Genomic DNA, 12937 nt, shown 5'->3' with positions numbered 1-12937 from the left:
TTTTGCTAAAATCTCAATTTTTAAAATATTTATCAAAAAAGGTTAATAAATGGCAGAAAACGAAGAAGTTGTAGCACCAAAATCAAAAGGTTCTAGTTTGGTTTTAATTTTAGTAACCGTTTTATTACTTGTTGTATTAATCATAGGCGGTTTAGTTATATTTTTATTAATGGGAAGTGGCGATGAAGAAAAGGCTGATGAAAGTGTAAAAACCGAGCAAGTTGAAAAAAAACCTGCTAAGAAAAAGAACGAAATGTCAGCTGATGTTGGTGTTATTTATCCATTAGATGGCTTTACCGTGAATTTAGTAAGCGATAGTGGGACTAAATATTTAAAATGCAAAATTGAATTAGAGCAAAATATAGAAACACTAACACCAGAACTTGATAAAAAAATACCTATTATTAAAGATAAAATAATAGAAACTCTAAGTTCAAAAAGTGTAGAAGAAATAAGCACAGGAAAAGGCAAAGAAAGATTAAAAGAAGAAATTATCAATAAAATTAATGAAGTATTAAATGATGGCTTTATCAAAAATATTTATTTTACTGATTTTGTGATTACTTGATGATTGGTTGTGATATTGTTGAGATTGCTAGAGTTGAGAAAATTCTAGCTAAATCTCAAATTAAATTCTTAAAAAAAATCCTTACCGAAAACGAATTAAAAACTCTAAGTTCTAATTCAAATTCTATTGCAGGTTATTACGCAGCAAAAGAAGCAGCTAGTAAAGCTTTAGGCTGTGGAATTAGTAAAGATTGCTCTTTTATGGATATAGAAATTATAAAAAATAATCAAAATAGACCTAGTATTTTATTTAGTGAAAAAATTTTTAATAAATTTGGAGTAAAATCAGCTCATCTTAGTATTAGCCACGATGCAGGGATTGCAATGGCTGTTGTTATGCTGGAGAAATAAATTGAAAAATTATCTTGAATTATTAAAATATAGTAAGACTTTTAAAATTCTTATCCTAGTTCAATTCATAACTTATTTTGGGGCTTGGTTTTCACAAATTGGTGTTTATACTATGCTAATTGAGTTTGATTTTAGCGAGTTTAGTTGGAATATTTTAGGCTCTGAAATAAATCACGAAAGTATGAAAAAATGGGCTATATCTTTTTCTGCTGTATTTGCATTTTTGCCTACTATTTTAATGGCACCAATTAGTGGAATTATAATTGATAGTTTTAAGTCTAAAAAACTTTTATTATTATCAATTATCATTGAATTATTTTCAGTATTTTTACTAATTTTTATAAAAGACGCTAGTTATATTTTTATACTATTTTTACTAATTTTTATAAGACTTGCGGTTGCAAGTTTATATTTTCAAACTGAAATGAGTTTATTGCCACATATTTTTGATAAAGACAGATTAAAGCTAGCAAATGAGTTATTTTCAGTAGTTTGGGCTATTTCATACACTACAGGAATGGCAGTTGCTGGTATGTTTATACATTATTTTGGGGTTTATAATGCCTTTTTGCTTGATTGCTTTTTATTTTTAATTGGAATTACATTATTATTTTTTATAAAAATAGAAGTAAAAAATGAAAAATTTTATTTCAAAAATATCACAAAAATGGCTAAAGAAGGTTTGTTTTATTTACTAGGAAATAAAAAAATATTACATTTAATATTATTACACGCCTTTATAGGATTTACAGCTTATGATGCTTTGATTAATTTTTTAGCTGGATATGATTATTTAAATAAAGTATATTTTCTAAAAGAAATTCTAAGCACAGGTTTAATAATTGGACTTAGTAATGCAATTAGAGCTTTATCTTTAGTGGTTGGACCTTTAATTTTAAGTAAAGTCGTAAATCACAAAAGATTATTCTATTTTTTTATTTTACAAGGCTTAGGGATTATTACTTGGGCTTTACTTCAATTTAATTTCTGGGTATCTTTTATAGGTTTAATATTTGCTGGATTTTTTACTAGCACGATATGGTCTTATACTTATACAGCAATTCAAAACAATTGCGATAAAGAATATTATGGCAGAGTGATTGCTTATGTTGATATGATTTATATGAGCTTTTCATTAGCAATTACTTTACTAACTGGTTGGTTATTTGATAATAAAGTTGGCACTTTTTATATTACAATATTAATTGGAAGTTGCTTTATAATAGGTGCTTTTTATTGGTTATTTTATATAAGGAATTATGGATGCGAAAAGTAATTTTAATAGGTGCTAGCACAGGTGGTCCTAGTCAGATTAAGTATTTAATTCAAGATTTAAAACTTGTAAATACAACAATAGTTATTGCTCAACATATGCAAGCAAATTTTTTACCAAGTTACGCACATCAACTTGATAAAGAATGTTTAAGCGATGTTGCGTTATTAGAAAATACTTGTTTTTTAGATGATAAAAAAATATATATTTGTCAATACAATACGGAGTTATTTTCAAATCTAAGGGCTAATTTTAATAATGGAGTTTTTCCATTTTGTCCTAATGTAGATTTATTGTTTAATAGTGCTTCAAAACTTACAAAAGACTATGAAATACTAGCAATATTATTAACAGGAATTGGAGATGATGGTGCTAAAGGCTTATTTGAACTATACAAAAAAGGTGCTAAGTGTATAGGCGAGAGTGAAAAATCTTGCATAGTTTATGGAATGCCAAAAAGAGCTTATGAATTAAACAATAATCTTTTACAACTTGACATTGAAGATATAAAAAAAGAAATTGTAAATTTCATTCAAAGGTAGGTTTTATGTTTAGTTTTTTATCAAATAAAAAAGATATAGAAAATCAACAAAAAGAAGAGTTTAAATTCCACGATGATAATTATGAGTTTGATATGCTTTTATTGAAAATTAGGCAAGTTTGTGGAATTGATTTAGAAGTTAAAAAAACAACGATAAGACCAAAATTAATCAAATTTTGCACTAATAATAATTTAAGTTCTTTTTCTCAATTAACTAATAAAATGGATTTAAACCTTCCTATTAGACAAGAATTATTTGACTTAATAACGGTTTGTGAAACTTATTTTTATAGAGAACTAAAACAACTTAATGAATTAATTTATATCCTAAGAGCAGAACCTAGCAAAAGAAGAATTTTATGCGCTCCAAGTTCAAGTGGAGAAGAAGTATATTCAATACTAATGCTAGCAAATGAAGCAGGGATTACTAATCTTTCAATCTTAGGAATAGATATAAATGCTGAAATTATTCAAAAAGCAAGAGCTAGAAGATATTCAAAACGCTCATTATATAATCTAAATGATAATCTAATCAAAAAATACTTTGACCAAGACAATGATGAATATGTGATAAAAAGCCAATATTTTTCTAATGCTAAGTTTGAAGTTGTGAATGTATTTGATAAGAAATTTTTAGAATTAGGTAAATTTGATGTGATACTTTCAAGAAATATGATGATTTATTTTAATGAAGAATACAAATACCGCTTGGTTGATAATTTTGTCAAAAATCTCAATGATGGCGGAATGTTTTTCGCTGGACATGCTGATTTAGTTCCAAGTCATAATGAATTAAAAAAAGTATATGCAAATACTTGCACTTACTATGTAAAAGAATAATTAGAAATTAAATTCCTAATTATTCACGCCATAAAGTTAATTTCTCTCCTTTAAAGCCACTGCATTTATATAATTTAGTAGCTTCATCTTTACCTTTTAGCTTTAATTCATCAACTAATTCTAATTCATATATACTAGCGTCTTTTAAGGCTGCTAAAGTGTTATGAGAGATTAAGATATTTGCCTTATAGTTTTTACAAGAGCTTTCTACCCTACTTGCGGTATTTACTCCATCTCCTATGCAAGTATAATCACTTCTTGAAAGGCTTCCCATCTCCCCTACAATACATTCACCTGTGTTAATTCCTATGCCTATATTTATATAAGGAAGTCCTTTTTTGCCCCAATCTTCGTTTAAAAGATTTAAGGCTTTTATTTGCTCAATTGCAGCTTGTAAAGCACAATCAGCGTGATTTTCTAAATCATTTGGAGCATTAAAATACGCCATAACAGCATCACCTATATATTTATCAACCGTTCCATTGTATTTAAAAATAATATCACTCATAGGGGTCATATATTTATTTAAGAAATTAACCAAATCAGAAGCATCCATATTCTCACTAATCGTAGTAAAATCTCTAATATCACTAAAAAATACTGATATTTCTCTTTTGCTTGTGCTAAATACATTGCTATCTGTATTAATCAATTGCTCTGCTACTCTTTTTGAAACCTTTTTTTCTAGCTTAGCTTTTATAAATTCTTTTTGTCTGCTTTCTAAAAAGAAGTTAATTAATATCCCAATTACTCCCATAATAGCTAAAACCAAAATAAGTTCAAATGTATGAAGTAAATACTTCTTGCTAATTATAAAATAATAATGCCCTAAAATAATAGTTGCTAAAAGTATTAAATGCCATAAAACTTGTAAAATTATGCTTTTAAAATACATAAAAGAAACACTAAGAGCAATTATTATTAGTAAAGAAATTAAAAGTATTTCAGATGAATATTTTGGGGTTGTTAGGTATTCATCATTTAATAAATTATCTATAGCATTTGCGTGGATTTCAACACCTGGTAGGTTTTCATCTAATGGATTGCTTCTAATATCATTAAGCCCTACAACGCTAGTTCCAATTAAAACTATTTTATCTTTAAAGAACTCTTTACTAATAGTCCCATCTAAAACATCAATAGCGCTAATATAATCATAATGCGGAGATTTTCCTTTAAAATATAAACCAAGCAATGCGTGAGCATTCACTACAAAGCTATCCTTATCTCCTAATACTAAATGTATATCTTTAAAATTATCCCCAATTGCTTTAATATCATCAATTCCTAGATATTTTGCATACATTGCAAGACTAAGACTTGGTAAGAGTTGTTTAAACTCACCATCATCATAATAAATCATCATAAAGGCATTTCTGATTACATTATCTAAATGTGAATATGAATTAACAAATCCATTTGCATAAGCATTATCACTTAATTCTTCTATACTTGCTGTAATATTTTTACCATGTTCAAGCAATGAATAATCAATATTATCTTCAGCTATACTTTGATTACTTAATGGGGCTAATTTTTTTTCCGTATCGTTTATATAAGAGCCTAAGTTTATAGCATAGGCTAAAATACTATTTGTCTTTGAAAGTGCCATTGCAAAAGCTTTATCAGTGTCTTGAGTGCGTTGGCAAAAATGATATTTTGGAATGTTTAAAGAATTAAACTCCGTATCATTCATCTTTTTAGTAATTTCTCCACGCTTATCACTTTCTGCAAAATAAATATCAAATCCTACCACACTAGCAGAATTTAATTTATACACCAAACAAGCAAGAATATCTCTATCCCAAGGCCATTGCCCAAGACTAGCTAAGCTTTTTTCATCAATATCAACTATAGCAATTCTACTATCACCTTTAATATTATGATTAAAATAAGCATTAATTCTAAAAAACATATCGTGAGTTAAATTATCTAGCCTTGTGATGATACCTACTTCTTTTATAGTTATAAAAAATGAAAAAACAATCATTAAAATTGATAAAACTATAAAAGAATAAAATTTCTTAAACTTACTTAAATGTCTAATCAATTCTTAGCCTTTAATTTAATATAAATTTGAAGAATATCAATTGCAGCTGGGGTAATTCCACTAATTCTACTTGCATCAAACAAATTATCAGGCTTATTTTTTTCAAGTTTTTCTACAACTTCATTGCTAAGCCCACTAATTCCACGATAAGTAAAATCATTTGGAATTTTAATCTTAATCAAATTCGCTTGATTTTGAATACTTTCATCTTGCAATTTTACATAATGATAATATTTTGCATCAAGTAAAATTTCATCTAAAACAAAATCATTTAAATTAGCCAAACTTGGTGCTAAAGAAAGCATTTTTTCCTTTGTTATCGTGCTACGAGCTATGATTTTTTGAAGAGTTGTTGGTTGAGAAATCGGCTCTTCATTAATACTTGCTAATAATTCATTAAAAGAATTTGAAGGAACAACCCTGCTTTCACATAAAAACTCTAAACCTTTTTTAATATCATTTATTTGATTTTCATAGTATTTAAAGCTATTTTCATCTCTTAAACCACACTCATAAGCGTATTTATTAAGCCTTGTGATTGCATTGCTTTCACGAAGTAATAATCTAAACTCAGCCCTACTTGTAAACATTCTATAAGGCTCTTTTGTGCCTTTTGTAACTAAATCATCAATTAAAACACCAATATATCCTTCATCACGGCGTAACACAAGTCCATCTTTATTATCAATTGCCAAACTTGCATTTATTGCTGCCATAAGCCCTTGAGCTGCTGCTTCTTCATAACCAGTTGTCCCATTTACTTGACCTGCTAGATAGAAGTTTTTAATAATTTTACTTTCTAAAGTATGAAACAAATCAAGTGGGTCAAAATAATCATATTCTATTGCATAGCCGTGTCTTGTGATTTTAGCATTTTCAAAGCCTTTAACCGAGCGTATCATTGAATGTTGAACTTCAAATGGTAAAGAAGTTGAAAAACCATTTATATAATATTCTGTAGCTTCTTTTGTCTGTGGCTCAATAAATAAATGATGACTTTCTTTATCCGCAAAACGATTGATTTTATCTTCTATACTAGGACAATATCTAGGGCCAACTCCTTTAATTTGTCCTGTAAACATAGGAGCTTTATCAAAATTTGAACGGATAATATCATGAGTTGTTGTATTTGTATGCGCTATATAGCAAGGAAGTTGCGGCAATGTATGAGAAGTAAATTCTAAGCTAAATCCTTTAGTATTTAAATCGCTTTCTTGAGTTTCTAATACGCTAAAATCAATACTACTTGCTGCAATTCTAGGACAAGTTCCAGTTTTAAGTCTTCCACGATTAAGCCCTAAAGCAGCTAAATTATCGCCTAACTCACTAGCACTAAGCTCTCCTACACGACCACTTTTTATCTTGCTTAAACCTACATGAATTAAACCATTTAAAAATGTCCCACTGCATAAAATTATTTTCTTAGCTTCATAAGTTTTATTAAGCTCGGTTTTTACTCCATAAGCTTCATTATCTTTTACTAAAAGCTCTGTAACCATTTCTTGAGAAATGTCTAAATTAGGCATATTTAATAATATATTTTTAGCATTTTTATTGTATTCATCCATATCTATTTGAGCTCTAGTTCCACGAACAGCTGCACCTTTGCTCTCATTTAAAGTCTTGTAATTAATCGCACTTAAATCAGTAATCTTTGGCATAATTCCGCCAAGTGCGGCTATTTCTTTTACTAAATGCCCTTTTGCAAGTCCGCCTATTGCAGGATTGCAAGAAGTTGCTCCAATTCTATCGTTTAAAATCGTAAGAAGTAGTGTTTTTTTACCCATTTTAGCACTTGCGTGTGCTGCTTCAACACCAGCATGACCAGCACCAATTACTATAATATCATACATCATTAATCCTTTTTTTTATAATACACTAAGCTTATTGTAAAGGATAAAAATGTTTAATGGTTTAATAAGAGAATGTGGCTTTATAAAAAACTATTCAAATAATGAATTAAGATTAATTTCAAAACTAAAACCAAACATAGGAGATAGCGTAGCAACTAATGGAGCTTGTCTTAGTGTGATAAAAACTCATAATGACGGCTTTAGTTTAAATCTTAGTAGTGAAACTCAAAAAATAATCAAACCTTTTAAAGTAGGTGAAAAAGTGCATACTGAATTAGCAATGCAAGTAGGAGATAGGATTGATGGGCATATTTTAAGTGGGCATATTGATGGGCTCGGTAAAATCATTAAGATAAATAAGCTTGCTAGTGGGATAGATTTTTATATAAGTCTTGATGAAAAATTAATGCCTTTTGTGTGTAATAAAGGTAGCATTGCAATTGATGGAGTAAGCCTTACTATCAATGAAGTTTTAAACAATTCTATAAGACTTACAATAATTGATATTACTTTAAAAGATACTTTATTTAATTCATATAAAATCAATGATTTAGTAAATGTAGAAACTGATATTTTGGCAAGATATGTTCATAGAATGCTAAATTATAAAAATAACTCACTTACTTGGGATGATATTGATAGAATTAGTGCTATTTATTAGGAGTTTTTATGAATGAAGAAATTATGTTAAGAGCTTTGGTGCAAAAAGCACAAGAGATGGATGATGAGTATTTAGCAAATGCAAAATTAGTAAAAATGCTTATTAAAAAACAAGTATCATTTGATAATTACGATAAAATAAACGAGTTTTTAAACTTTATAAAAGACGCTAAAACAAACGCTCAAAAAAGCAAATAAAAAATAATTAAGATATTTAATAATCAATGAATTATTAAATATCTAATTTAAATTCCACGCAAAAGCTCTTAGGCTCGTTGCAATAGTATATGTTTGCATTGTGAGCGTTGCAGATTTGTTTGCATAATGCTAAGCCTAAGCCATTGCCTTTTAGCTTAGTTGTATTGAATGCTTCAAAAAGATTAGTAAGATTTGCTATCTTTTCGCCACTATCAAAAACACTAATTTTATATATATTATTTATAATTTCTCCTTTGACTTTGATAGTGCCATTTTCTTCACAAGCATCAATTGCGTTATAGATTAAATTACTTAAAACTAAGCTTATTAAAGACTTATCAGCACTAATTGTAAATGGAGCAAAAGTGCATTCACTTAGAATTATTTCATCACTATTATTATAGGTATTAAAGACATTTTGGCATTCGTTTTCAAATTCTTGCAAATTGAACTCATATTTATTTAGCTTAAACCCACGAGTAAAAAGCAAAGTGCTCTCAATTATTCTCTCAACCCTTTTAATCGCATCTTGCATTTGCATTACAATATGTTTATTTTTAAGCTCAACTTTACTAAAAAGCACCCCTGCTAAAAGCGAAACCGAGCCTATTGGATTTCTAATCTCGTGAGCTAAATTAGCCGCTACTTGACCCATAGAAACAAGCCTTTCATCTCGCTTTTCTTTAGTAATATTTGTAGCCATTATTAGGTGCTTATCAGCGTATTTTATAGATTTGATTTGATAAAAATTGTTTAAAAATTCTAATTCATAATGCTCTTTATTAAGGTCAATTTGCCTAAATAATTCATCACTTGCTAATTTATTTTTCACTACTAGATTTTGATTTTCATCTAAAACCCAAATAGCACTTGGTAAAATCTCAATGATTTCATTTATCATTAGCATTAAACTATCATAAGAAGTCTTTAAAGCCTTGTATTCATTCTCTACTACATAAGTTTGCTCAATTAACGCCTTTAGCCCATCAGCAAAACTCTGCTTATCTGATAAATCTAAGCTATCTAAAATATTTTTATTCATAAATATCCTTTAAATTTTTAATTATCTTAGCAGTTTTTATAAAAACAAAAAAATTTAAAATTAGAATTTATATATTATTTCACATTGTAGAATATATTTAAAAAGAGAAAATAATAGCAATTATGGAAAAATAAATTATATTTTTTTGATTTTAGCCATTAAGGCTAAAATCTAATTATTCTCCTAATAAATCCTTATTAAGTCTTGCGGCAAAACCTGTTGCTTTGTGGTTTTTGTATTCTTTAATGATTTCGCCGTTTTCATCTAGGATAAAGCACGAACGAATAAGCCCTTCGTATTCTTTACCATAATTTTTCTTAATCCCCCAAGCACCAAATAGCTTAGCCACTTCTTTCAATTCATCGCTTAATAAAATCTGATTTAAGCCATATTCAGCTTTAAATTTCGCTAGTTTTTCACACTTATCAGGGCTAATTCCAATCAGCACATATCCTGCATTAAGCAATTTATCAAAACTCTCACTTAATTCACAATTTTGCTTCGTGCAACCTGGAGTGTAAGCTTTTGGATAGAAAAACACTATCACCTTTTTACCGCGAAAATCACTTAGATTAATCGCTACTTCATCTTGATTTAATAAAGTAAATTCCATATTTAATCCTTTAAAACTTCTTTTATAATATTTGCTAAGCATTCTAATTGATTAGGTAAAACGCTCCTTAAATCAATTATTATGCTATCTTTATCATAATTAGCTACTACGCCTTTATTTAAAAGTTCGTTTATCTTGCTTTTATTAGCCTTAATTTTTAAAGCATAGCCACTTAGTAATTTTTCAGGCATTGAGCCACCCCCTACTAGGCTTTTGCTCTCTATGATTTCGCCAAAATTTATTAGCTCTTGCAAGGTTTTTGCTTTGTTTAAGACTTGAGATTTTGTATCATTTAATAAAGCTAAGCTTGGTAGATTTGCATAGTCTTTATTTAAATAATTTTTAACAGCTTTTGTAAGTATTAATAAGCTAGTTTTATTTAGCCTAAACATTCTTAAAAGCTGATTTTTGCGTAATTTTTCAATTAGTTCTTTTTTACCTAAAATAATTCCTGCTTGAGTGCTAGCAAATAGTTTATCCCCACTAAATGAAACCAAGCTAATACCTTTAGATATTAGGCTTTTTACACTAGGCTCATCTTTTAAACTATCATTTATTAAATCCACATAGCCACTACCTAAATCATAATAAAATATTTTTTCATTTTTACAAGCTAAATCATTTAGGCTAATCGCATCTACTTCTTGACTAAATCCACCGATATAAAAGTTTGATTTATGAGTTTTTAAAATCATTTTTGCATTGTTTAATTCGGCTTCATAATCGCTCATCTTAGTCTTATTAGTAGTCCCTACTTCAATAAGCCTTGCTCCACTTTCACGCATCACATCGCTTACTCTAAATCCCCCACCAATTTCTACTAGCTCGGCTCTACTTGTAATTACACCTTCGTTTTTACCTAAAGTATTTAATACTAAAAACACAGCAGCAGCGTTATTATTTACCACAAGTGCATCTTCGCAACCAAAAAGCATTTTTAAATAAAATATGAGATTTTCATCTCTTTTACCCCTTGCATTGCTTTCTAAATCAAATTCTAAATTAATATTATTAGTATGAAAAGCCTTTAATTCATCATAATCACTCTCACTCATTAAAGCACGACCAAGATTTGTATGAAGCACCACACCAGTAGCATTTATCAATGCTCTTGGCTCTTTTAATAGCCTTTTATTAATTCTTTCATTAAGCTCTTTGAGTATCATCTCGTAACTTTGCTCTTTATTAGTAGCTCTTAGTTCATTTATTAATTCTTTAGCCAAAAAGCTAACTAAAAAACTAGGTTTATCATTAAAGGCATTAATTAATTTTGATATTTGTGGTAGCATTTTAAAATCCTTAAATATTTTTTAAAATACTAGCAAGGAAAGGTAAAAATGAAAGAATTTGCATATTTAAAAAAGGCTGATTTTATAGATGATTTAGGCAAAAATATAGCCGTTATAAATAGCCCTACTAGTGAGAAATTTCTAATAGCAAATGATAAGGCTTTAAATGCTTTAATCTATGCTCCTGAAATTGATTTTTATATAAAAAACTCAAGTGCTTTTAATAATGAAAAATTAGAAAAATTATATGAAGCAAGAGCTATTAATTATGATTATTCAAGTGAGATTAATTTATATGCAAATATTGATAAAAGAATTTGCATATTATTTGATGATAAAGATTTAAAAAATAAATTAATAGATAATGGTTATAAGGCTGTTTGTGTTAGTGAATTTGAGTTTGTTTATGGTGGGATTGGCTCACTTGTAGTAGTTACTAAAGAAGGTGAATTAGATTGTGATTTAGCTATTTCACAAACAAAACTAAACAATCACGCAGTATTAATAAATCATGAAAATATATTGCAAGATTTAAATTCTTTAACGGGTAAAATTAGCTTTACAAGAAAGATTGAGTTTAATTCAAGTTTATGCCAATTAGATGGGCGTAGGAGTGAGCATTGTGGTTGGTGCGTTGAAGCCTGTCCTAGCGTAGCTTTAAGCACTGATGATAAAAAAATCATAATAAGCGAAATTGATTGTATTAATTGTGCAAAATGCGTAAGCGTATGTCCTACTAATGCACTTGAGTTTTGTGAGTTTAATAAAGATTGCATAAAAGAAATTAGCAAAATCTATGAAAACGAGCAAATAATAATAACTCAAAATTATGATAATGATTTTAATATAAAGCATTTTTTACCATTTAATATACCTTTTGATTTATTAGATGAATTAATACTTTTACATTTAATAAACACAAGTGGTAAAAGCATTGCGATAGTTGGAGATATTAGCGAATTTTTAGCTGAAAAAATCAACCTAGTAAATGATATTTGCAAGGCAATCACAGGAAAAATAGCTATACATGTAAATGCAAATTTAGATGAAATTCCAAATGAATTGATAAAAGAATTTAAATCAAGCGAAAGTAATTTTAGACTAAATAAAAGAGAGCTTTTTGGCTTAAAAATCTCTTCTATGTTAAATAATTTAAATAAAGGCGTAATCACTGCTAAAAATTATGCAAAAATTAGCATAAATGAAAGCACTTGCACCCTTTGTGCTTCTTGTGCTGGGGCTTGTAATACGAACGCAATTTTAGCTGATAGTAAAGAAAATGCTATTAAATTTAACGCATCATTATGCACAAGTTGTGGATATTGTATAAATTCTTGTGCTGAAAAAGATACTATTTTTATACAAAAAGATATTTTAGAACTAAATCCGATTAGCTTTACTCATAAAACTTTAGCTAAAGATGAATTGTTTGCTTGTATTGAGTGTGGTAAAGAATTTGCTACTAAAAAATCAATTGATAAAATAGCTGGTATTTTAGGGGCAGCTTTTAGCTCTGATGTTACGAAAAAATACTCGCTTTATTGCTGTGCTGATTGTAAGGCTAAGATAATGATGCTAAAACAAGCTCAAGTTTTTGATGATACAAATAGTTTTTTTGCACCACTTGAAGAAAAATTAAATAAATTTTTGAAAGGTTAAA

General features: G+C 28.3%; 13 protein-coding genes. 8 read left to right on the top strand and 5 right to left on the bottom strand.

Translation table 11 applies throughout. From position 1 onward, the window contains the following. Positions 1 to 49 precede the first annotated feature (49 nt). From fliL to KJR01_RS02540, 5 genes are read left to right on the top strand one after another with little or no spacing between them, the layout of a single operon-like run. Positions 50 to 568: a flagellar basal body-associated protein FliL gene (gene fliL / locus KJR01_RS02560; RefSeq protein WP_214116740.1), complete on the top strand. Its 519-nt coding sequence runs from the start codon at positions 50 to 52 to the stop codon at positions 566 to 568. Next, on the top strand, positions 568 to 918 hold the full coding sequence (gene acpS / locus KJR01_RS02555) for a holo-ACP synthase (RefSeq protein WP_214116738.1): 351 nt from the start codon (positions 568 to 570) through the stop codon (positions 916 to 918). The genes fliL and acpS overlap by 1 nt, the downstream gene beginning before the upstream one ends. A 1-nt stretch (position 919) precedes the next feature. Then, positions 920 to 2194 carry an MFS transporter gene (locus KJR01_RS02550; protein WP_239802719.1) on the top strand — a complete coding sequence of 425 codons (1275 nt, stop codon included), beginning with the start codon at positions 920 to 922 and terminating at the stop codon, positions 2192 to 2194. Further along, complete coding sequence (locus KJR01_RS02545; RefSeq protein ID WP_214116734.1) at positions 2182 to 2733, top strand: CheB methylesterase domain-containing protein; 552 nt, start codon at positions 2182 to 2184, stop codon at positions 2731 to 2733. The genes KJR01_RS02550 and KJR01_RS02545 overlap by 13 nt, the downstream gene beginning before the upstream one ends. A gap of 5 nt (positions 2734 to 2738) precedes the next feature. Next, the gene (locus KJR01_RS02540; protein ID WP_214116732.1) at positions 2739 to 3572 is read left to right on the top strand and encodes a CheR family methyltransferase; all 834 of its coding nucleotides are present in this window, start codon (positions 2739 to 2741) and stop codon (positions 3570 to 3572) included. Between the two features lie 19 nt (positions 3573 to 3591). Here the strand turns inward: KJR01_RS02540 and KJR01_RS02535 are convergent, their stop codons facing one another. Next, the gene (locus KJR01_RS02535; protein ID WP_214116730.1) at positions 3592 to 5622 is read right to left on the bottom strand and encodes a CHASE2 domain-containing protein; all 2031 of its coding nucleotides are present in this window, start codon (positions 5620 to 5622) and stop codon (positions 3592 to 3594) included. Next, entirely contained in the window at positions 5619 to 7475 is a 1857-nt protein-coding gene (mnmG, locus tag KJR01_RS02530) for a tRNA uridine-5-carboxymethylaminomethyl(34) synthesis enzyme MnmG (protein WP_214116728.1), read from the bottom strand. The genes KJR01_RS02535 and mnmG overlap by 4 nt, the downstream gene beginning before the upstream one ends. A gap of 49 nt (positions 7476 to 7524) precedes the next feature. Between mnmG and KJR01_RS02525 the strand changes: the two genes are divergently transcribed. Beyond that, positions 7525 to 8136, top strand: a complete 612-nt coding sequence (locus tag KJR01_RS02525) for a riboflavin synthase (protein WP_214116726.1) — start codon at positions 7525 to 7527, stop codon at positions 8134 to 8136. 8 nt (positions 8137 to 8144) lie between these two features. After that, positions 8145 to 8333, top strand: coding sequence for a hypothetical protein (locus KJR01_RS02520; protein ID WP_214116724.1), 189 nt, complete (start codon positions 8145 to 8147; stop codon positions 8331 to 8333). Between the two features lie 34 nt (positions 8334 to 8367). Here KJR01_RS02520 and KJR01_RS02515 read toward each other — a convergent pair whose 3' ends face one another. From KJR01_RS02515 to selA, 3 genes are all read right to left on the bottom strand, one after another. Beyond that, positions 8368 to 9375, bottom strand: coding sequence for a sensor histidine kinase (locus KJR01_RS02515; protein WP_214116717.1), 1008 nt, complete (start codon positions 9373 to 9375; stop codon positions 8368 to 8370). Between the two features lie 175 nt (positions 9376 to 9550). After that, positions 9551 to 9988, bottom strand: coding sequence for a thioredoxin-dependent thiol peroxidase (gene bcp, locus KJR01_RS02510; RefSeq protein WP_214116710.1), 438 nt, complete (start codon positions 9986 to 9988; stop codon positions 9551 to 9553). 2 nt (positions 9989 to 9990) lie between these two features. Next, positions 9991 to 11277 (bottom strand): L-seryl-tRNA(Sec) selenium transferase, encoded by a 1287-nt coding sequence (selA, locus tag KJR01_RS02505; protein ID WP_214116707.1) that lies wholly within the window; start codon positions 11275 to 11277, stop codon positions 9991 to 9993. 48 nt (positions 11278 to 11325) lie between these two features. Between selA and KJR01_RS02500 the strand changes: the two genes are divergently transcribed. Then, entirely contained in the window at positions 11326 to 12936 is a 1611-nt protein-coding gene (locus tag KJR01_RS02500; RefSeq protein WP_214116705.1) for a 4Fe-4S binding protein, read from the top strand. The last annotated feature ends 1 nt before the right edge of the window (position 12937 follow it).

Origin of the sequence: Campylobacter sp. 2018MI10 (assembly GCF_018501175.1) — a bacterium.
In the GTDB taxonomy this organism is placed as follows: domain Bacteria; phylum Campylobacterota; class Campylobacteria; order Campylobacterales; family Campylobacteraceae; genus Campylobacter_E.
The sequence above is the reverse complement of the archived record's forward strand: the minus strand, read 5'-3'. Positions and strand labels throughout refer to the sequence as shown.

What these genes read in the sequence shown, in the direction of transcription:
- fliL (WP_214116740.1), top strand. Translation starts at nt 50, where the DNA reads ATGGCAGAAAACGAAGAAGTTGTAGCACCAAAATCAAAAGGTTCTAGT.
- acpS (WP_214116738.1), top strand. Translation starts at nt 568, where the DNA reads ATGATTGGTTGTGATATTGTTGAGATTGCTAGAGTTGAGAAAATTCTA.
- KJR01_RS02545 (WP_214116734.1), top strand. Translation starts at nt 2,182, where the DNA reads ATGCGAAAAGTAATTTTAATAGGTGCTAGCACAGGTGGTCCTAGTCAG.
- KJR01_RS02540 (WP_214116732.1), top strand. Translation starts at nt 2,739, where the DNA reads ATGTTTAGTTTTTTATCAAATAAAAAAGATATAGAAAATCAACAAAAA.
- mnmG (WP_214116728.1), bottom strand. Translation starts at nt 7,475, where the DNA reads ATGTATGATATTATAGTAATTGGTGCTGGTCATGCTGGTGTTGAAGCA.
- KJR01_RS02525 (WP_214116726.1), top strand. Translation starts at nt 7,525, where the DNA reads ATGTTTAATGGTTTAATAAGAGAATGTGGCTTTATAAAAAACTATTCA.
- KJR01_RS02520 (WP_214116724.1), top strand. Translation starts at nt 8,145, where the DNA reads ATGAATGAAGAAATTATGTTAAGAGCTTTGGTGCAAAAAGCACAAGAG.
- KJR01_RS02515 (WP_214116717.1), bottom strand. Translation starts at nt 9,375, where the DNA reads ATGAATAAAAATATTTTAGATAGCTTAGATTTATCAGATAAGCAGAGT.
- bcp (WP_214116710.1), bottom strand. Translation starts at nt 9,988, where the DNA reads ATGGAATTTACTTTATTAAATCAAGATGAAGTAGCGATTAATCTAAGT.
- selA (WP_214116707.1), bottom strand. Translation starts at nt 11,277, where the DNA reads ATGCTACCACAAATATCAAAATTAATTAATGCCTTTAATGATAAACCT.
- KJR01_RS02500 (WP_214116705.1), top strand. Translation starts at nt 11,326, where the DNA reads ATGAAAGAATTTGCATATTTAAAAAAGGCTGATTTTATAGATGATTTA.